Consider the following 20,791-nt stretch of genomic DNA (forward strand, 5'->3'; position numbering starts at 1 on the left):
AGCTTCAGCCCACCAGGAAAGAAAGGCTCCAGCCGTACTTCCAAGGCGAATGCGGCGGAGGCGAAACCTTTCACGCACGCTCCTAAAGGCCCATCACAAAAACCCGTTTAGCACACCAAAACTGGCACTTTCGTACCCCATATTGGCGTCCTTTCTACCGCTGCTTGCCGACCACTTCCGCTAGCATAGCCGGTGCCAGACAGCGCTGTCATTTCAGTTGATGACAGTAAATCCGAGCTGTTCGTGCGAACAAACCAAAAATAAAGAAAGGACACTCTTCCATGAATTACCGCTTCAAAAAACCCAGCCTGAAGGCAACAGGCGCCACCCTGCCACTGGCGCTTCCCCTGATCCTGCTGAGCAGTACGCTCAGCCACAACGCTTCCGCACACGGCAGCATGGAAGTACCGGAAAGCCGCATTTACAACTGCTTTCTCAACAACCCGGAAAATCCGTCGGATCCCGCCTGTGCCGCAGCCAAAGAAGTTGGTGGTACCCAGCCCTTCTACGACTGGAACGAGGTCAACCTGGCAAATGCCGACAGCCGTCATCGCGAGCTGATCCCCGATGGCCAGCTTTGCTCCGCCGGCCGCAGCAAATACGCCGGTATCGACCTGGCGCGCAGCGACTGGCAGGCGACCCCGATTTCGCCGAAAGCCGATGGCACCTTCGATTTTCGTTTTTACGCCGCCGCGCCCCACTCCACCAAAGACTGGGTGTTTTACGTCACCCGCCAGGGTTATACCGGCACCGAGCCACTGAAGTGGGATGATCTCGTTGAGTTCTGCCGCCTTGGCAATATTCCGGTGGGCTCCGACAAGCGCTACACCCTGAACTGCCCGTTCCCGCAAGTCACCGGCAAGCACGTGATCTACACCACCTGGCAGCGAAACGACAGTACCGAGGCATTCTATGTCTGTACGGACGTGATTCTCGGTGATGGCGGCAGCAGTCCCTGGGCAGATGAAGGGGCGCTCAATGCCCAGTCCGACCTCGCGGCCGGCAGCACTGTCACGTTGCGCCTGTTCAACAGCGCCGGCAACGATCAGGAGTCCGTGAGCTACACGCTCACCAGTGACCAGGCTGCCGCACAGTGGGCATTCGCTTTTGCGCAACAGGTCAACAGCCAGTCGCAATATGCGCGTATCGGCCTGCTCGATCCGGACAGTGGCAATATCAACCCGGTGCAGAGCAGCACCGACAATCGCATTTATACCCAGGCCGATTTGGATCTGTCAGTACAGGTTGATATCGACACCCCAAACAGCAACACGCCGCCGCAGGCTGTGATCAGCCTGAGCCCGGACTCCCTGACTGGAGCAGGCAGCGTGGCCCTGTCTGCAGCCAATTCCAGCGATGCGGATGGCGACGCGCTGACGTACAGCTGGTCGACTTCTGCGGGCACTCTCAGCAATACAAGCGGCGTGGAGTCGACCCTGCAATTGGCGGCTCCGAGTGCGGCGCGCACGGTAACCGTAACCCTCGCGGTGTCCGATGGCACCGCCACTGTTACCACCAGCGGCACCATCAGCCAGCAGCCGAGTGGCGGCAACGGCGGTGACTACGATTATGTGTACCCCGACGGCATCGGTAACTACGTGCCCGGCGAAACGGTCGTGCTTGGTAGCGATGGCGCTTTGTACCAGTGCCGTCCCTTCCCTTACGGCCAGTGGTGCAACATCAACAGCGCCTATCACTATGCACCCGGTACCGGTGCAAACTGGGAGGATGCCTGGATCAAGCAATAAGCTTGTCACTCCATACCCACAAAAAAACGCCCGGCAATGCCGGGCGTTTTTGCTTGCGATACAAGTTCAGGTAACCACCGCCTGTGGCAGCTCCCGCAATGTCAGTCGCGCCAGAATCAGCGCCAGGAGACTGCAGCCGGCGATACTGCCTACCAGCGCCAAGGGACCGCCATCGAACACCGCACTTGCAATACCGATGGCGACCACCCCAAGCAGCATCTGCAGTGTGCCACCCAGTGCGGCCGCAGTGCCGGCGATCGGGCCATGATGATCGAGAGACAACACCATCGTCGTCGGCACAATCAGACCGAGGAACGCATTGCCAACCAGTAACAGCAGGATCAGCACCGCAAAATTATCCCAGCCAGCAAGGATAATTCCGAGATTCGCGAGCGCACTCAGGGTAAATCCGGCCACTGCAAGCTTCACAAGTGTCACGCCACCGAAACGCTCGCAAAGATTGGCGGCGAACTGACTGGCAACAAAAAAACCCAGCGCATTCAGTGCAAATGCCAGTGAGAACTCTGTGGCACTTAATCCGTAATGGCCAGTATAGAGAAAGGCGGCTATCGACAGGAATGAAAAGAAACTCGCCGTTCCCATCCCACCAATAAGCGTCATTCCCATAAAAAACGGGTCGCGAAACAATGTGTAAAAGGCATCCAGCATAGAGCGCAGGCGAAAGGGTGCCCGCTGCGACTCCGGCAAGGTTTCCGGCAGGGCAAAGTGAATCAATAACAGGCTGGCAACCGTGGCCAGTGCGATCGCATAAAACACCGATGGCCAGCCAAACGGTGTAATAAGCAGGCTACCCACCAACGGCGCCAACATCGGAGAAATTGAGATAACCAGCATGACGGTTGTCATCAACCGCGTCGCTTCAGTACCCGTGTAGCGGTCGCGGATGATTGCCCGGGGGATAGACATCACCGCCGCAGCGCCAACGCCCTGTACAAAGCGCAGCCCGATCAGCCACTCGATGGTAGGTGCCAGCGCACAGCCCACCGACGCAAGCAGGAACAGCACCAGGCCGAAATTCAGCGGGCGCTTGCGCCCGAACATATCGGCGGCCGGTCCGTAAAACAGCTGGCATACCCCGAAAGCAATAAAAAAAGACATCAAGGTGTATTGCGAGGCGGCCGTGGGAACCCCGAATTGTTCAGCCATTTCCGGCATGGCCGGGAGATACATATCGATGGCGAATGGGCCCACGCAACTCAGCAGCCCAAGTATCAACGCCATTTTGAGCAAATCTGACTTCATACAACCCTCTTCTGCACCCGCAAACCGCACCACCATGAACCAGCGTGGCGCCCGATATTCTTCGATTCTAACAGTAGGGTTGTCGCGCGGGCGATGCTCACTAGCGGCATTCCGGGTTCGCCGCGTCGCGTCACTACCGGAAGTCTCTGCGATACGCCTACAATAACGGCCAAATCAACTTCCGAGAGCCATATGGAAGAAGAATTCAAAATTGCCGGTATTTCTGTTGCGCGAGGCGAAACACGCCGTATCGAACTGCCCATCGTTCGCCTCTACACCGATACAGAGATGGCCATTCCGGTCTATGTGCATCGCGGAAAAAAACGCGGCCCTACTATTTTCGTGTGCGCTGCGATACACGGTGATGAGCTCAACGGCGTCGAGATCATTAGCCGGCTGATCAACAGCCGGGCGCTAAAATCTCTCACCGGTACGCTGATCGCCGTTCCGGTGGTGAATGTATACGGGGTACTGCAGCAATCCCGCTACCTGCCGGATCGACGCGACCTCAACCGTTCATTCCCCGGCTCTGCGCGCGGCTCCCTGGCCTCGCGTATGGCGCACGTGTTTCTCGACGAAGTCGTGTCCAAGTGTGACTACGGCATCGACTTGCATACCGGAGCCCTGCACCGGAGTAACCTGCCGCAAATTCGCGCCAATCTGGATGATGAGGAAACCCGCAACATGGCGAATGCGTTCGGGGTGCCGGTCATGCTGAACTCGACACTGCGCGATGGCTCACTGCGACAGGCGGCCGCTGACCTCGGTGTGCGCATCCTGCTGTACGAGGCCGGTGAGGCCCTGCGTTTCGACGAACTCTGTATCCGCGCCGGCGTCAAAGGTGTACTGAACGTACTGCGCCACCTGAAAATGCTGCCGCAGCGCCGCGGCAAACAGGGCATTGAACCGTTCATCGCCCGGCGCAGCGGCTGGCTGCGCGCCGGCGACAGCGGCATCGTCAACCACAAAAAACAGCTGGGGGATCACGTCAGGAAAGGCGAAATCCTTGCGACCATTGCCGATCTCTATGGCAATGAACTCGACAAGGTGCTGTGCGACGCCGATGGCATCATTATCGGCAAACAGAATATTCCCCTCGTTCAGGAGGGTGAAGCGATGTACCACATCGCTTATTTCCACGAACCTCAAGAGGTTCTGGAAAACCTCGAACTGCTCCAGGATACACTGCTGCCGGAAGAAAATTTCTAACAAAAAAGCGGAGCCAGGGCTCCGCTTTTTTGTTTGCAGGGCAAGTATTTACTGCTTGCGCAACAGTTCTAGCACTTCCTTGCTCGGGAATCCCTGTAACTCCACTCCGGCACTTTCCTCAAATTTGAGAATGGCTTTGCGAGTACCACCACCCGCCTTGCCGTCGATTTCACCGTCGTAGAAGCCCTTTTCCTTCAGCTTGGTCTGCAGCTCGATTACCTCGTCCTGATCCAGACGGGTGAATGGACGCTTCCAGTCCTTGGTCAGTGGTGCCGCGCCACCGATCTGGTCCGCGAGGATACCCACGGCTGCGGCATACCGGTCCGAGTTGTTGTAGCGTTTGATGACAAAGAAATTCTTCAGCATCAGGAACGCCGGACCACCTCGCCCAGCGGGCACTTTCAGCTCGGCAATATCATCCTTGCGAGGGAATGCCTTGCCACCCACGCGTTTAACCCCGAGTTTTTCCCACTCCGAAATTTTCAGTTTGCCGGCTGGCAGCTTGCGATCCGGAATGGTGACCTCATAGCCCCAGGTCTCGCCGGTGCGCCAGCCGTTTTTCTTCAGCAGGTTGGCTGCGGTGGCGAGGGCATCAGGAACCGAGTTCCAGATATCGCGCTTGCCATCGCCGTCCATATCGACCGCATAGGCCTGGTAACTGGTGGGGATAAACTGGGTATGCCCCATGGCTCCGGCCCAGGAGCCGGTCAGGTGACTCTCGTCGATATCGCCGCTTTGTAAAATTTTCAGTGCCGCAAGTAACTGGCTGCTGCCAAATTTCTTGCGCTTGGGGTCTGCGTACGCCAGTGTCGCGAGCGAGCGGATGACGCTGCGCATCACTGTCTGGTTATCCAGAATGGCCCCGAAACTGGACTCCATGGACCAGATCGCCAGCAGGATATTGGGGTTCACGCCGGACTGTTTTTCTATTTTGTCGAGCCAGGGCTTCAGCTCCTGTTTCTTCTCTTTGCCGCGCTTGACCGCGTACTTGGTAATACGATTGTCGAAATACTGCCACGCCGGTGCCTTGAATTCGGGCTGAAAGCTGGCCTTGTCCAACACCCACTGGTCTGGGGAATCAATGCCCTTGAAGGCACGGTCAAAGGTTTCCGCCGAGATGCCTTCGGCGATGGCCTGTTTGCGAAACTCTTGTTTCCATTTTTCAAACCCGGGATCGGCCGCCGCACTGGCGAAATGCGGCGCGGCAATCAGCAGGCTCAACAACAGAAAAACAACTCGGATGGGACGAGGGATAGGTACAGATGAAAGGCCCATGACAACTCCTTGGCAATAGCAGCTCGCACAAGGGTAGAACGGAAGCCCGACGACGGAAAGGGTGGAAAGGGGTCGGTCGGCAAGGCTGTGACCGAGCCGACACTCTAATCAACTACTTTTGACCGTCAGACCGCCGGTGGGATCACGTAAAACAGTACGGCAAAAAAGTGCAGTGCACCGCCCGCCAGCACGAAAAGGTGCCAGATTGCGTGGTGATAGGGCAGGCTGCGCCACAGGTAAAACGCAATCCCGCCGGTATAACACAGGCCTCCCAGCACCAGCAGCCACAGCCCGCCCGGCTCCAGGTTGTCCATCAGTGGCTTGATGGCCGCAATGACAACCCAGCCCATGAGGGCGCTCAGGGTGATGGACAGGGCACGGATCTTCTTCAGCGGGGTGAACTGGATGATCAGCCCGAGAAGTGCCAGCCCCCAGATGACGCCAAATATGCTCCAACCCCAGGGGCCGCGCAGAGTCACCAGGGTAAACGGCGTATAGGTACCGGCAATCAGCAGGAATATGGCCGAATGATCGATGGTGCGCAAAACCTGTTTCGCGCCAGCATGGCTGATACTGTGGTACAGCGTAGAGGCAGAAAAACACAGGATAAGGGTAGCGGCATAGATAGCACTGCTGACGATGTGCCAGGCATCACCACGCAGCGCTGCAAAACCGCACAGCACACCAAGCCCGGCAATAGCGAGAACGGCACCGATACCGTGCGTTACGCTGTTGGCTATTTCCTCGGCAAAGCTGTAGCGGTGGCTGCTATTGGCTGAAGCACTACTGGACATATTCGATTCCCGACGTTCGCTATTTCCACCGAGCAGCATGGCAGAAAAATGTGACCATTTACTTAATTTGGGTCTAATGATCTGAGTTTCGGCCCCAAGTAACAAGCACTGAATGAGACTGTGCGGTATTGGTTACGCAACAGGAACCGATAGGGATGAATACTGCTACAGGAAGGCGTTACATCGCCAGCACGGCGGCAATCGCAGCCGCCGCCAGCAGTGCCACCGCCCAGATCAGGTCAAAGTTGATCCAGTGCTGGCGCAGAATCGCCAGGCCCAGCTTTCGGTACACCACCCAGGCGGTAGCGCCCATCACCAGCAACATTGCCCCGGTATGCATTACCACTGCCAGCAGCATGCTGCTGCCTCCGTGCATCCCATGGCCCCCGTGCGCCGCATGCCCGCCATCCAGACCGGCAACGCCGATGAGTGCCGGCACGACCATCAGGCCCGCCCCGTGGGCGGTGGCCATCAGGAAAGACCAGAGGAACAGGTCGCGCAAGCCCACCTTCATACCGACCCAGCGGGGATGACGGTAGTAATTGAACAGCTTGTAGATCCCGAACAGCAACAGCGTCCCCGCGGTCAGCCACTGCAGGGCAGCCAGGGAAATCAGCTGTGAGCCCAGCAGGACCAGCGCTGCGGAACAGGCGATGGCGAGCGCGTGGCCTGCGGCGATGGGCAACAGCGCCAGCCAGATCACCCTTTCACGCTGTTGCTGCAGTCCCAGTGACAGCGCGAACAGCCAGCCCATACCGGGATTGAGGCCATGGAAGGCCCCAAAGCCGAGCATCGCCAGCCATGGGGCAAGACCGGCTAACATTTGCTGATCCACAGATTCATGAGGGATAACAGAAGGAATCCGTGGAAGCGTCCCCGCCTTCCAGGCGAATCTGGTGCACCCGGGTTTCACCGAAATCCACAAAGAAATCCGGATCCAGAGCCATGCCCCCATCGGGCTGCACATTCACCTTCACCATCCACCCGCCCATTTTGTCGGGATAAAACTGGTCATCCCAGGTGCTGTAGAGGGAATTGGTGAAATAGACCCGCTTGCCGTCACGACTGATCTCCACCATCTGCGGCCCACCCAGCAGCGGGGTAGCAGATTTCGGGTGGGGTGTTTTACTGACGATGCCACCAATGGCTACCTTGCCGGCCAGCTTGGGATTGAGTGGATCGGACACATCGTACTGCAGCAACTCACCGGTACCCCAGCAGGAGACGTAGAGGAAGCGGTCGTCCAGGGACAGGTCGATGTCGCTGACCAGTGGCGGCACCGCGCCAAAGGGCTTGAGTGCCGGCGGAAGCGCCTCTTCGGCAGCCGGCACCGCGGGGATAGTGATGACTTTGTCGATGGCCCACTGCTCACCCTTGCGATGCCAGCACCAGATAGACGCGGAGAGATCTTCGGTACTGATGACAACCCCGGCAAAGCCGAATGTCTTGCGCGGGTCATGCGCGGGCCGCAGCTCGAGCACCATCTGGTGCTGTTCTCCCAGGTCGAGGGTCTGGGCAAGCTTGCGTTTGCGCAAATCCCAGAAATGCAGCCGGTGACCGTACTTGTGCGCGAGCAGATCCTCTGGCACCAGCCCGTTTTCAAACTGATGGGGCCTGGCCCACTCGCTGCTGACCAGCACATCCTCGGCCAGATGCCACCAGAAGTCATAGGCCAGCTCCTGATCTCCGCGGTCAATTTCCCAGGGACCTTTCACCTCGAAACTGAAGTGATCCAGCATAAAGATCCCGCCGGGCCCTTCCTCGCCATCGGCAGATCCCATCGCACTCACATAGATCGCATCCGGCCCACAGTGCACGGTATGCGGACGGCTGTAACCGGACTTGGCCACAAGCTCGTCGGGCTCAATGACCTTGGCGATGTGCGGCCTGGTCGGGTCCGGTTTGGTGTCAATGATGTAGAGCCGTGAACTGCGGATTCCCGGTACCACCAGATAGCGCCGCTCCAGATGCGGATGCGGCGCAAACGGACACAGGGCGGAGCTGCAGGCGTTCCAGCCAAAGTGGTGCAGCTCGTCACCGACATTGGGAAGCTCCAGGGTACTCAGCACGTTGCCATAACTTGCCGAGCCCGGATCCAGATCCACCACACAGATGGCGTCCGGTTTGTCATTGCGGCCGTAGTTCAGCGCCGCCACATAGGCGTGCCGCTCCGGCGGCGCTGCCATCGCCATTTTGGGCGATGGGTAAAAGGATGGGTCAGGTTTCCAAAGTGCCATCTGATGCCCTCAGCCGGTGCAATGACCGCGTTGTTAACGATGCGCACGGAGTATAGGGAAGAGCCGGTGATTAACGGTGACGCAGGGGCGGCGGAAGTGAAATAGAGGCGCAGATTCGTCCGCTGGGTATGTTCCCGCGATACGGGAGGCAACGGTAGCGGTCGTCAAATACAGGAAAGGCGCGCGAGGCAGGAGAACGCGGAACCAGCGATTAAATGCCGGTTCCGCGAAGGGATGAGGAGATCAGATGCTCGGGCTGTGAATGCCCATTTCGCACAGGGCGGATGTCTCGCGCACGATAGTCTGCACACGATCCGGACCGGTGGAAATAATGTCGATCGGCGCACCGACCAGCTCTTCGATACGCGCGATGTAGTCCCGCGCGTTTTGCGGCAGGTCTGCCTCGCGGCTCACGCCAAAGGTGGTTTCGCTCCAGCCTGGCATGGATTCATAGACCGGCTCAACACCTTCCCAACCTGCGGCATCAAAAGGTACTGGAATCTCTTCACCGGCGGAATTGCGATAGCCGACACAGATTTTCACTTCTTTCAGGCCGTCCAGCACGTCCAGCTTGGTCAGGCACAGGCCGGAGATGCTGTTGATACGGATCGCATGGCGCACGGCAACCGCGTCGAACCAGCCGGTGCGGCGCTGGCGCCCGGTGGTAGCGCCGAACTCATGCCCTTTTTCCCCCAGGTGACGACCGACTTCGCAGTCCAGCTCGGTGGGGAAAGGACCGCCGCCCACACGGGTGGTGTAGGCCTTGGTGATACCCAGCACATAATCCAGGTACAGCGGGCCAAAACCGGAACCAGTGGCAGTACCGCCAGCGGTGGTGTTGGACGAGGTCACGTAGGGGTATGTGCCGTGGTCGATATCCAGCAGTGAACCCTGGGCGCCTTCGAACAGGATGTGCTCACCGTTCTCGCGCGCCTTGTGCAGGTGATCCGCGACGTCAGTGATCATTGGTACCAGCTCTTCGCGCCAGGTTTCCGCCTGCTTGAGGGTGTCCTCATAGCTGACCGGATCGACCTTGTAGTACTGGGTCAGCGCGAAGTTGTGGTACTCCATCAGCTCCTTCAGCTGGGCACTGAAGTTGTCCCAGTTGCACAGGTCGCCGAGGCGCAGGCCGCGACGGGCGACCTTGTCCTCGTACGCCGGGCCAATGCCGCGGCCGGTGGTGCCGATGGCCTTGTCACCGCGGGCTTTTTCGCGGGCCAGATCCAGCGCCGCATGAATCGGCAGGATCAGCGGGCAGGCGGGGGACAGGCGCAGGCGCTTGCGCACCGGTACACCGGCGTTTTCCAGTCCAGCCATCTCCTTGAGCAGCGCTTCCGGGGACAGCACCACGCCGTTACCGATCAGACAGGTAACGTCAGGGCGCAGCACGCCGGAGGGGATCAGGTGCAGTACGGTCTTTTCACCGTTGATCACCAGAGTGTGGCCAGCGTTGTGACCACCCTGAAAGCGGACCACCAGCGCCACTTGCTCTGTCAGCAGGTCGACAATCTTGCCTTTGCCTTCGTCGCCCCACTGGGTGCCCAGCACCACTACATTCTTGCCCATGTGCGTAAATCTCGTGTCGTCAGTTCAACGTTAGACGGGCGATAACAAAAGGGTCGGCCGCGCCCGTCAATATCGGCCTGGAAATCTCAAGTCAACTAGATAGCTTAGGGTTCAACCCCTTGGCTTCACCACCCAGGTGTCACCTTCCCGCACCAGTTCACGGTCGCAGCGGGCCAGGGTTTCACTGTCGCCCTGCTCCGGCATGGCGCTGATCACAATCTCGCCCGCGGCCCGCAGTGCTTCCACTTTCCGCCACAGCTGCTCACAGCCATCCAGCGGCGCGAGTATCGCGCCCTCTTCACCGGCACCATTGCCGCCCAGGGCATTGATGGTCACCAGGTCGGTACTGAAGCCCGTGGCTGCCCGGTCGCGGCCAAACACCGCGCCGATACCGTTGTAGCGGCCGCCGTTGGCCAGCGCCTGGCCGTGGCCGGGGCTATAGGCGGCAAATACCAGCCCGGTTTCGTAATCGTAACCGCGCATTTCGCCCAAATCGAAAAACAGCGCGACTTCCGGGTAGCGGCGGGCCACGGCATCCGCGACCTGCTGCAATTCATCCAGCGCGCGGCGCAGCGCTTCCGGGGCGCTGCCGAACACTTCGCGCGCGCGGCCCAGGCACTCGGTGCCGCCGGCCAGTCTCGGCAGGGTACGCAGCCAACTTGCGGGCTCCGCATCCTCAATATTCTCTTCCACCCAGCGCTCGATATCCGCCACCGCCTTGCTCTGCAACAGCTCGATAAGCTCCTGCTTCTGCTCGCTATCCAGGCCGGCCGCCTCTGCGAGGCTGCGGAAAATGGCCACGTGGCCGAAGTCCAGGTGTATCTCGCTGATCCCGGCAGTGCGCAGGGTTTCAATCATCAGCGAAATGACTTCAATGTCACCGTACAGGCTGTCCACACCATAGAGTTCCGCACCAATCTGGATCGGCGCGCGCGGCCCCATGGGGGTACGCGGGCGGGTATACAGTACCTGGCCCGCATAGCAGAGGCGGTTGGCGCCACTGCGGGGAAAACTGTGGGAATCAATGCGCGCGGCCTGCGGCGTGATGTCCGCACGAATACCCAGGCTGCGACCAGACAGCTGATCAGTCACCCGGAAGGTACTGAGATCCACGTCCCGCCCCATGCCGATCAACAGTGAATCGGTAAACTCCACCATCGGCGGGATGATGAGTTCATAGCCCCAGCGGTGGTACAGATCCAGCAGGTTTCGGCGCAGGGTTTCCACGCGCTTGGCATCTGCAGGCAAAATCTCGGCGATGCCATCCGGTAGCATCCAGCGTTCGGCTTGGGTCATGATGTACGACGTTCGACTGTTAACGAGGCGGTCAAAAGATCCGGTGAAGCCCGAGCAGTTCTGTAGCTTGGCGATCAGCGAAGCAGCGTGAGCAGGGCTGCGCCTGCGAGCATCGAAACCAGCCCGGCAGTACGCAGGCTGCGATTATCCACAGATGCAAGGCGCTGCACCAGTGCACGCCAGCGCTCCGGGTAAAGAAACGGCAGTATGCCCTCGATGATCAGCAGCAGGCATAGCGCCCGCGCCAGCTCTTCCCACACGGCTGTAGTCCCTTCCTGGATACCAACTGATAGAGAGTCACCACAAATCGGGCCGGCACAAAAAAACCGGGCGCCGGCCCGGTTTTGGGGATTTTACCATCAATTGCCGGTGCTGTGACCAGTCCCGGCAATTGACTGGGCGGTTCCTGGGCTTATTTGCCTTCTGGATCCTTCAGGTAACGGAAGAACTCGCTGTCCGGATCGATCAGCAGCATGTCGCTCTTGCTCTTGAACGACTCCCGATAGGCCGTGAGGCTGCGGGAGAAGCGGTAGAACTCGGGGTTCTTGCTGTAGGCCTCGGCGTAGATCTGGGCGGCCTCGGCATCACCCGCACCGCGCAGCTCTTCCGCCTTGCGGTAGGCCTCGGACTCAATCACCACCTTCTGGCGATCGGCATTGGCGCGGATACGCTCGCTGGCTTCCTGACCTTTGGCGCGGTGATCCCGGGCTTCCAGTTCACGACCGGCGCGCATGCGCTGGAACACCGAGTCGGAAACTTCCGCCGGCAGGTCGATACGTTTTACCCGCACATCGATCAGCTCGACACCCAGATCCTTCTGCGCTTTCTCGTTCAGGTTCTTGGTGATTTCCGCCATCAGCTCATCGCGCTGGCCACTCACCACCTCGTGCAGATCGCGCACACCGAACTGGTTACGCAGACGGTCGTTGATCTGTTCCGACAGCAGGCGTACCGCATTGGCCTGATCGCCACGGGTGGCCACATAGAAACGCGCCACATCGAAGATCTTAAACTTGGCGAAAGAGTCCACCATCATGAACTTGTTTTCGCTGTTCAACATGCGCACTGGCTGCGAGTCCACGGTCTGCACCCGGGCATCAAACTTCACCAACTGGTGTACCAGCGGGAGTTTGAAATAAAGCCCTGGCTCGTAATCGACGCGGACGAGCTCACCAAAGCGCAGCAGGACGGCTTTTTCGGTTTCCTTGACCACAAACGCGCTGCTGGACAATACCAATAGGCCAACCAGCACCAGGGCAATAACCAGCAGTGATTTGTTGTTGTTCATTGCATTCCCCCCTTAACGCACGTCGCGGCTGCGACGGCTGTTGGCGACTTCGGTGCGCAGCTGATTGATAACCCGCTGGGTAATATCGTCAATCACTTGCGGTGACACCTGGCGCGCCTGAGAGGCCTGAGTGGCACTTTCCTGGGCCAGCTTGTCGAGCGGCAGATACATCATGTTGTTGCCACCCTCGACATCCACCATCACTTTGGACGTATTGCTCATCACATCCTGTACGGCATCCAGGTACATACGCTCGCGGGTCACTTCCGGCGCGCGCTGGAATTCCGTCAGCAGCTGGGAGAAGCGGGAAGCCTCACCGCGGGCGCTTTCGACCACGCGCGCCTTGTAGGCCTCAGCCTCTTCGATCATACGCTGGGCCTGACCACGCGCCACCGGGATAACCTGGTTGGCGTAAGCCTGGGCTTCATTCTGCAAGCGCACTTCGTCTTCCCGGGCCTTGGTCACGTCGTCAAACGCATCCTGAACTTCGCGCGGCGCCTTGGCATCGGAGAGGTTCACGGTGTCGATGCGGATACCGGTCTGATAGAGATCCAGATATTGCTGCAGGCGCACCTGGGTATCGGCCGATACCTGGGTACGATTCTGGGAAATAACCCCGTTAAACGTCAGTGAGCCCACCACGTGGCGCAGGGCACTGTCAGTGGCCTCCTGCAGGCTCTTCAGCGGCTCCCGCACCCGCAGCACAAAAGACTCGGCGTCGTTGATATGCCACTGTACCGTGAGCACAACTTCCACGATGTTCGCATCTTCGGTGAGCATCTGGCCGGTGGTACGCTCGGTACGCACCTCGGTCATGTTGACCTTGGTTACGTGATCCACCAACGGCGGATTCCAGTGCAGACCGGAAGTCACTGTCTCGTGGTATTTCCCAAGGCGCAACACCACCGCGGATTCGTTGGCGTTGACCTGGTAAAAGCCCCAGAGCCCATACAGCACTGCCAGCACAATCAGTACCAGCGACCAAGGGAAACTGCCGCCGCCGGAACTGGTTTCCGGATCGGCGCCACGGCCGCCAAACAGGCCATTCAGTTTCTGCTGCATTTTACGCAGCAGCTCGTCGAGATCCGGCGGGCCATCATTATTTCGATTGCCGCCACCCCATGGGTCTTTGTTATTACCACCCGGTTCGTTCCAGGCCATCTATCAACTCCAGCTCTTTAGATTTATCAATCGTTTGTGTCGCGAAATTCTAGCATTGATTGCCGCGGCTTATCCGCGTGCGGCGCAGTATTCTTGCTCGTGCACGCTGCCCGAACCGTTTACTTTACTCCAGTTCCCAGTCTTCCGGTCTCGGCTCACTCTCCGGGTTCTGCGGCAGCCACTGCGGTGGATTGGCCACATCGCGAAATGGCGCCATCAGCCGCTGGAGTTCAGAACGCGGCAACAGCACCTGCAATTCAACATCGCCGTTATCGCGAAAACCTTCCTGCTGTACCGCATTGCTGGCAAACAGCTGCGCGCGCAGGCGCGCATGTTTCGGCGGGACAACCAGCACACCGCTGACCATCTGCTCGCCCAGGCGCTCCGCGATCGCCTCCACCAGCAGATCGCAACCTGCGCCAGTCACCGCAGACAGCCAGACCGCCACGGGTACGCCGTCTCCATTGCGGTCGATGCGCGGCTCCATATCTGCCAGCAAATCAAGTTTGTTATACACCATCAAGTGCGGCAAATCGGCCGCACCGATCTCTTCCAGCACCAACTGTACTTCTTCCACCAGGTGCAGGCGGTTTTCTGCCGCCGCATCCACCACATGCAACAACAGCGTGGAATTGGCCGCCTCTTCCAGTGTGGCGCGGAAGGCCTCCACCAGGCGGTGTGGAAGGTGGGATACGAAACCTACGGTGTCGGCAAGAATCATCGCGCCGACATTCGGCAACTCAACCCGGCGCATGGTCGGATCCAGTGTCGCGAACAATTGATCGCGCACATAGACATCGGCACTGGTGATGCGGTTAAACAGCGTGGATTTGCCGGCGTTGGTATACCCGACCAGCGACACCGTCGCCACATCCGCGCGGGAGCGGGCCCGACGTCCCTGCTCGCGCTGGCGGCGCACTTTGTCCAGGCGTTTTTCGATCGAGTCTATTCGCGCGCGCAGCAGGCGGCGATCCGTTTCCAGCTGGGTTTCACCGGGGCCGCGCAAGCCGATACCGCCTTTCTGGCGCTCCAGGTGGGTCCAGCCACGCACCAGACGGGTCGACATATGGCGCAGCTGGGCCAGTTCAACCTGCAGCTTGCCTTCGTGGGTGCGCGCGCGCTGGGCAAAGATATCCAGGATCAAGCCGGTGCGATCGAGCACCCGGCACTTCAGCTCGCGCTCGATATTGCGCTCCTGGCTCGGCGACAGGGTGTGATCAAAGATCACCAGTTCTGCACCGTGTTTTGTCACTGTCTCGTGAATTTCTTCCAGCTTGCCGCGACCGACAAATGTCTTGGGGTCAGGTTTGGCGCGCGTGCCAAAAATGAATGCCACCGGGTCGGCGCCGGCAGAAAGTGCCAGCTCTTCGAACTCCCGCGGGTCGTCGGGGCTGTCGATGGCAGATAGATCCAGGTGTACCAGCACTGCCAGCTCACCAGATTCCGGGCGATCAAAAAACAAGGATTATTCTCTTGGAGTCAAAAATGCACCGTTTTCATGGTGCCGAACAACAGACGCCCCGGACAAGCCGGGGCGCCGTGTACTACTTTTCGGTGGAAAGCCACAACTGGCCGAATACTGCCAGGCCAGCTCCGGGTGCACACCGATTTCGGGAAGCCCCCCGCAGGGCACTTAACCGAAGGTTTCGCGCTCACCGCCTTCAGGGCTGCCGCCTTCTCCGCCCGGGCCAGCCGGGTTCATCAGCGGCACGCGCACGGCGCGGGACGGCACAACGGTGGAAATTGCATGCTTGTACACCATCTGGCTTACGGTGTTTTTCAACAGCACCACAAACTGGTCGAATGATTCAATCTGGCCCTGCAGCTTGATGCCGTTGACCAGATAAATGGAAACCGGGATACGCTCTTTACGCAGAACATTGAGGTAAGGGTCTTGTAAGCTGTGCCCTTTTGACATCTTTTTTCTCCTTGCCAAAAGATAAATCGCCAGATGACGCACGATCGCGCCCGCGAACTCCGCGGACTAACTACGGCCATGGTGATAAGGCGTATAAAAAAGAGCCGAAATTGTAAGTGAAGGCTCTGTGAATAACTGACTGATAGAGTCTGGATAAACCAGCCCACTCACGTTATGGCTGCTCAACCGAGAAATTTCAAGGCCTCTGTCAACATTTCGTCAATTTTGCGAATTTTGCCGCCATCGTCCTGCGCGTAGATACAGGACACATCCGGCCAGCGACGCAGCCAGGTAAGCTGCCGCTTGGCCAGCTGGCGGGTAGCGGCAACTCCGGCGTCCACCATCTGCGGGTAGTCGAGCTCCCCCGCCAGATACTGCCAGACCTGGCGGTATCCCACGGCCCGTATCGCCGGCAGGTCTTCGTGTAAATCACCGCGCGCGCGCAGCGCCTCGACTTCCTGAATGAAGCCGCCGGCCAACATGCGCTCGAAGCGCCGGGCAATGCGCTCGTGCAGAATGGCCCTGTCCCGCGGCAGGATTGCCAGCTGCTGCAGCTGATACTTATCCACAAGGGCATCGCGCTGTTGCTCGGCGCGCAACTGGCTCATGGTCTTGCCGGACAGGTGGTAGACCTCCAGCGCGCGCTCGATCCGCACCGAGTGGTTCGGGTGCAGCTCAGCCGCCAGTTCCGGGTCGATCTCCGCCAGCTCCCGGTGCAGTGCAGGCCAGCCCTCGCGCGCCGCGCGCGCCTCAATTTCAGCACGAAACGCCGGATCCGCCTCCGGCATCTCCGCCATGCCGTGCAACAGCGCGCGAAAATAGAGCATGGTGCCGCCAACCAGTAACGGTATCCTGCCCGCCGCGCTGATCTCGGCCATGGCCGCAAGCGCGTCTTCGCGGAAACGGCCTGCCGAATAACTCTCGGAGGGATCACAGATATCGATCAGGCGGTGCGGGTAACGGGCGAGCTCTTCCGGCGTCGGCTTGGCGGAGCCGATATCCAGCCCGCGATAAACCAGCGCGGAATCGACACTGATCAGCTCCACCGGCAGGTGTTCGCTGATGGCCATGGCCAGGTCGGTCTTGCCGGAAGCCGTCGGCCCCATCAGGAAAATTGCGCGCGGCTTCTGAGCACCGTCCACTGCAGAACTGTTCACATCATTGACCACGCATAAACCACTTATCCATGTCCGCAAGTTTAACCTGCGTCCAGGTGGGCCGACCGTGGTTGCACTGGCCGCTGCGCTCGGTGCGTTCCATGTCGCGCAGCAGCGCGTTCATTTCCGGGATACTGAGTTTGCGGTTGGCGCGCACCGAGCCGTGACAGGCCATGGTGGAAAGGATCTCGTTGATCTTGTCGCCGATTCGGTCACTGCTGCCTTCCGCCAACAGGTCACTCAGCACATCGCGCACCAGCTGCTCCACTGGCGCTCCGTGCAGCATCACGGGCACCTGGCGTACCAGCAACGTTTCCGGGCCGCCGCGCTGCAATACAAACCCGAGGGAGGTGAACACTTCCTCACGCTCCTCGAAGCAATCCGCCTCGCGTTCGCTGACCGCGAGACTGACGGGCACGAGCAATGGCTGCGCCTGGATGCCACCGGCGGCAAACGCGGCCTTCATCTTTTCATAGACGATGCGCTCATGTGCCGCATGCATGTCGACCACCACCATGCCATGGGCGTTCTGCGACAGGATATAAATACCGTGCAGCTGGGCGACAGCAAATCCCAGCGGCGGTGCTTCACTGTCCGTATCATCCACGGACACATTCCACGCCGGGGTGCCCGCCGGGGACTGCACCGGAGCTTCGGCAACACCGCCGCCATAGGGCGTGTGCAGCTCTCCATACCCCTGCATCTGCTGCTGGATCCGCGCGGGCGAGCTGCGCTCCCCAAAAGCGGGCGCAGCAAAGGAACCGGAAGCGGCGGGCGTCGGCGCCTGTGCAAGGGCCATCCTTTCCTGCCCGGCAAATTCGCCAGCGGCAATACCCGATGCCTGTGGCGCCGGCGCTTCGCTCTCATCTTTGTGCCCCGGGCGCACATCCGCCAGTGCCCGGTGCAGCGAGCCAAACAGGAAATCGTGCACCAGGCGGCTGTCGCGGAAGCGCACTTCGTGCTTGGTCGGGTGCACATTCACATCCACGGATGCAGGATCCAGCTCCAGATACAGGACAAATGCCGGGTGGCGACCGTGATACAGCACGTCGGCAAATGCGCGACGCACCGCATGGCTTACCACCCGGTCGCGGATGGCGCGGCCATTCACATAAAAGAACTGCAGGTCGGCCTGTGAGCGGGAGAATGCCGGCTCCGCGACCCACCCCCACAGGCGCAGGCCACTGCGCTCGATATCGATATGCAGTGCATTCTGCATGAAAGCCGGGCCGCACAGCTGCGCCACCCGACGCTCTTTCTCCGCGCGGCTGGTGCCGCCGCGCAGGTTATGCACACCCTTGCCGTTGTGCCGCAGGCTGATGGACACGTCAAAGCGCGACAGCGCTAGGCGCTTGATGGTCTCATCCACCCGATTGAATTCGGTTTTTTCCGTGCGCAGGAATTTGCGTCTCGCGGGCGTATTGAAAAACAGGTCGCGCACTTCCACCGTAGTGCCACGCGGATGTGCGGCCGGCGCCAGCTGGGTTTCCATCTCGCGCCCTTCGGCCGTCACCATCCATCCCTTACCGGTTTCATCGCGGCTGCTGGTCAGGGTCAGCCTGGCCACGGACGAAATACTGGCGAGGGCCTCGCCGCGGAACCCGAGTGTCGCCACTGCTTCCAGATCCTCCAGCGCGTGAATCTTGGAGGTGGCGTGGCGGGCCAGGGCCAGGTGCAGGTCCTCCTGCTCGATACCCTTGCCGTTGTCCCGCACCATGATGCGCTTCACCCCGCCTGCATCAAGATCCACTTCCAGACGCGTGGCCCCGGCGTCCAGGCTGTTTTCCAGCAGTTCCTTGATCACCGAAGCCGGGCGCTCGACCACCTCGCCGGCGGCGATCTGGTTTGCGAGTCTGGGAGAAAGGAGGCGGATATTGTCGGGCATTGAAAATCTTGCTGTGTTGTCCACTCCGCGGGTGCACCGCGGAGGTCTGATCGGTCAGGCGCGCCGTCGCGCCGGGCTCCCACCTAGCTCGATGGGATCGTTAACGTCTGTCCAACGCGGATCATCGAGGTCTGCATTCCGTTGACCTTTTTCAGCGCCGCCACCGACACGTTGTAGCGGGCGGCAATTCCGGAGAGCGTGTCCCCGCGCGCAATCGTATGCGCCTTGGCCGCGCCGGTGCCGCGCGCCGCCAGCCTGGTACCGGCTGGCGGGCGGGCGTTGAAGTGCGCCACTATACCGTCACTGAGCTTTTCTGCCATGCGCTTCTGGAACGCCGGGTCGCGCAGGCGGCGCGCCTCCTGCGGGTTGGTGATGAAACCCGTTTCCACGAGGATCGACGGCACGTCCGGCGAGCGCAGCACGGAGAAGTTGGCCTGCTCCACTTTCTTTTTGTGCAGGTGCGTGAAGCTACCCAGTGAACTCAGCACACTGCCGCCGATGTCGAGACTGGCATTCATGGTGGCGGTCATAGACAGGTCCAGCAATACGCCAGCCAGGGTATCGTCCTTGTCCCCCAGGCTCAGGCTGCCGGCGCCACCGATCAGGTCGGATTCGTTTTCGCGCTGGGCGAGAAACCGCGCCGTTTCACTGGTGGCACCGCGGGAGGAAACCGCGTAAACACCGGCGCCGCGCGCATCCTTGCGGGTAAACGCATCCGCGTGGATGGAGACAAACAGGTCCGCGCGCAGTGCGCGGCCCTTTTTCACCCGATCCCGAAGGGGAATGTAGTAGTCACCGCTGCGCACCAGCTTGGCGGAGAAGCCGGGGTTGGCATCAATCGCCTTGTGCAGCTGGCGGGCAATGGCCAGCACCACATCCTTCTCCCGCAGGCCGCCGGGGCCGAGGGCGCCAGGGTCTTCACCGCCGTGACCGGCGTCGATGGCAATGATGATATCGCGCTCACTGCCCACCTGCTCGATGGTTTTTTCTTCCACCCGATCGCGGTCATGCAGGTCGATCACCAGGCGATCCGGAAGCTGTTCGTGGCGGCGCAGGGCAAAGCTGCGCGGGTTTACTGGCTGTTTCAGGTCCAGCACCAGCCGCAAGTCGGTTTTGTCTTTGGCCGCATGGCGAATGCCGGAAATCGGTGTTTCTGCAATGGGCAGCCCATCGATCGAAGCGGCCAGCTTGGCACCACTGACATCAATAACAACGCGGTCGGGATTCTCCAGGGTAAAAAGTCTGTGCTCTGCGGGGCCGTCGAGATCCAGTACCAGCCGTGTGTGATCCGGCGCGCGCCATAAGCGCACCCCCTCCACTTCTGCTGCACCAGCAGACGCCGTCATCACTGCCACCAGCGCCAATGTGCAGGCCCGCTGCATCCCCAACAGCGTCCTGAGCCACACCTTTCCACGCCTCTGCATCCCCACTCCTGTCATTATTATTGCCCTATCGAAAATTTCGCCCTGCACTCCCTGACCACAGCACCTGCAAGGTCGCCTAGCCGCCTGCCGGAAAATCCGCGCGCTCGAGCACGCCGGCACCTGCAGCAGACAGCGCACGCAGCTCCAGTCTTCGCCCCGAGCCGTCCACCACCAGGGAAAGCGTCATATCCGGTTCCGGCAGCACGCCCACGCCCCGCTCAGACCACTCCACCAGGCTCAGGTTACCCGCCCCGAAGTAATCCCGCACCCCCATGAACTCCAGTTCCTCGGCATCACCCAGGCGGTAGAGATCAAAGTGGTACACCCGGCTATCGTCAAATTCATAGGGCTCAACCAGGGTGTAGGTCGGGCTCTTTACTGCGCCGCGATGACCGAAAGCCCTGAGGACGCCGCGGCTGAACGTGGTTTTACCGGCGCCCAGCTGGCCACCGAGAAAAATCACCAGCCCTTCACTCAGGCCGCTGCGCTTACAGGCCTCGCCCAGCGTTTCGCCGGCCGCAACCGTCGCCGCCTCGTCGGCCAGGAACAGTGCCTTGTGTACACTCATCG

General features: G+C 60.1%; 18 protein-coding genes. 2 read left to right on the forward strand and 16 right to left on the reverse strand.

Annotated elements, in window-relative coordinates; all coding sequences use genetic code 11:
* The first annotated feature begins 281 nt into the window (after positions 1–281).
* Entirely contained in the window at positions 282–1,748 is a 1,467-nt protein-coding gene (locus ACNKU7_RS15860; RefSeq protein ID WP_418297979.1) for a lytic polysaccharide monooxygenase, read from the forward strand.
* 66 nt (positions 1,749–1,814) lie between these two features.
* Here ACNKU7_RS15860 and ACNKU7_RS15865 read toward each other — a convergent pair whose 3' ends face one another.
* Positions 1,815–3,011 carry a multidrug effflux MFS transporter gene (locus ACNKU7_RS15865; RefSeq protein WP_418297980.1) on the reverse strand — a complete coding sequence of 399 codons (1,197 nt, stop codon included), beginning with the start codon at positions 3,009–3,011 and terminating at the stop codon, positions 1,815–1,817.
* Positions 3,012–3,203: 192 nt separating this feature from the next.
* Here ACNKU7_RS15865 and ACNKU7_RS15870 point away from each other — a divergent pair, with 192 nt between their 5' ends.
* Entirely contained in the window at positions 3,204–4,220 is a 1,017-nt protein-coding gene (locus tag ACNKU7_RS15870) for a succinylglutamate desuccinylase/aspartoacylase family protein (protein ID WP_418297981.1), read from the forward strand.
* Between the two features lie 48 nt (positions 4,221–4,268).
* Here ACNKU7_RS15870 and ACNKU7_RS15875 read toward each other — a convergent pair whose 3' ends face one another.
* From ACNKU7_RS15875 to tsaE, 15 genes are all read right to left on the reverse strand, one after another.
* Positions 4,269–5,495 (reverse strand): lytic murein transglycosylase, encoded by a 1,227-nt coding sequence (locus ACNKU7_RS15875; RefSeq protein WP_418297982.1) that lies wholly within the window; start codon positions 5,493–5,495, stop codon positions 4,269–4,271.
* 125 nt (positions 5,496–5,620) lie between these two features.
* The gene (gene trhA, locus ACNKU7_RS15880) at positions 5,621–6,289 is read right to left on the reverse strand and encodes a PAQR family membrane homeostasis protein TrhA (protein ID WP_418297983.1); all 669 of its coding nucleotides are present in this window, start codon (positions 6,287–6,289) and stop codon (positions 5,621–5,623) included.
* Between the two features lie 178 nt (positions 6,290–6,467).
* On the reverse strand, positions 6,468–7,112 hold the full coding sequence (locus tag ACNKU7_RS15885) for a hypothetical protein (protein ID WP_418297984.1): 645 nt from the start codon (positions 7,110–7,112) through the stop codon (positions 6,468–6,470).
* A gap of 16 nt (positions 7,113–7,128) precedes the next feature.
* Positions 7,129–8,526: a selenium-binding protein SBP56-related protein gene (locus ACNKU7_RS15890; protein ID WP_418297985.1), complete on the reverse strand. Its 1,398-nt coding sequence runs from the start codon at positions 8,524–8,526 to the stop codon at positions 7,129–7,131.
* 243 nt (positions 8,527–8,769) lie between these two features.
* On the reverse strand, positions 8,770–10,092 hold the full coding sequence (locus tag ACNKU7_RS15895) for an adenylosuccinate synthase (RefSeq protein ID WP_418297986.1): 1,323 nt from the start codon (positions 10,090–10,092) through the stop codon (positions 8,770–8,772).
* A gap of 111 nt (positions 10,093–10,203) precedes the next feature.
* Positions 10,204–11,388, reverse strand: a complete 1,185-nt coding sequence (locus ACNKU7_RS15900) for an ATP phosphoribosyltransferase regulatory subunit (RefSeq protein ID WP_418297987.1) — start codon at positions 11,386–11,388, stop codon at positions 10,204–10,206.
* A gap of 74 nt (positions 11,389–11,462) precedes the next feature.
* Positions 11,463–11,648 carry a DUF2065 domain-containing protein gene (locus ACNKU7_RS15905; RefSeq protein ID WP_418297988.1) on the reverse strand — a complete coding sequence of 62 codons (186 nt, stop codon included), beginning with the start codon at positions 11,646–11,648 and terminating at the stop codon, positions 11,463–11,465.
* 152 nt (positions 11,649–11,800) lie between these two features.
* Positions 11,801–12,676, reverse strand: a complete 876-nt coding sequence (hflC, locus tag ACNKU7_RS15910) for a protease modulator HflC (protein ID WP_226665446.1) — start codon at positions 12,674–12,676, stop codon at positions 11,801–11,803.
* A 12-nt stretch (positions 12,677–12,688) separates the two neighbouring features.
* Positions 12,689–13,837, reverse strand: coding sequence for an FtsH protease activity modulator HflK (gene hflK / locus ACNKU7_RS15915; protein ID WP_418297989.1), 1,149 nt, complete (start codon positions 13,835–13,837; stop codon positions 12,689–12,691).
* A gap of 124 nt (positions 13,838–13,961) precedes the next feature.
* Entirely contained in the window at positions 13,962–15,299 is a 1,338-nt protein-coding gene (hflX, locus tag ACNKU7_RS15920; RefSeq protein ID WP_418297990.1) for a ribosome rescue GTPase HflX, read from the reverse strand.
* Positions 15,300–15,470: 171 nt separating this feature from the next.
* Positions 15,471–15,755, reverse strand: coding sequence for an RNA chaperone Hfq (gene hfq / locus ACNKU7_RS15925; protein WP_418297991.1), 285 nt, complete (start codon positions 15,753–15,755; stop codon positions 15,471–15,473).
* 182 nt (positions 15,756–15,937) lie between these two features.
* Positions 15,938–16,861 (reverse strand): tRNA (adenosine(37)-N6)-dimethylallyltransferase MiaA, encoded by a 924-nt coding sequence (gene miaA, locus ACNKU7_RS15930; protein ID WP_418298032.1) that lies wholly within the window; start codon positions 16,859–16,861, stop codon positions 15,938–15,940.
* A 52-nt stretch (positions 16,862–16,913) separates the two neighbouring features.
* Positions 16,914–18,797 (reverse strand): DNA mismatch repair endonuclease MutL, encoded by a 1,884-nt coding sequence (gene mutL, locus ACNKU7_RS15935; RefSeq protein ID WP_418297992.1) that lies wholly within the window; start codon positions 18,795–18,797, stop codon positions 16,914–16,916.
* An 83-nt stretch (positions 18,798–18,880) separates the two neighbouring features.
* A complete protein-coding gene (locus tag ACNKU7_RS15940; RefSeq protein WP_418298033.1) occupies positions 18,881–20,179 on the reverse strand; it encodes an N-acetylmuramoyl-L-alanine amidase in 1,299 nt (432 codons plus the stop codon).
* Positions 20,180–20,297: 118 nt separating this feature from the next.
* Positions 20,298–20,789 (reverse strand): tRNA (adenosine(37)-N6)-threonylcarbamoyltransferase complex ATPase subunit type 1 TsaE, encoded by a 492-nt coding sequence (tsaE, locus tag ACNKU7_RS15945; protein WP_418297993.1) that lies wholly within the window; start codon positions 20,787–20,789, stop codon positions 20,298–20,300.
* Positions 20,790–20,791 lie beyond the last annotated feature (2 nt).

Source organism: Microbulbifer weihaiensis, assembly GCF_048323715.1.
In the GTDB taxonomy this organism is placed as follows: Bacteria; Pseudomonadota; Gammaproteobacteria; order Pseudomonadales; family Cellvibrionaceae; genus Microbulbifer.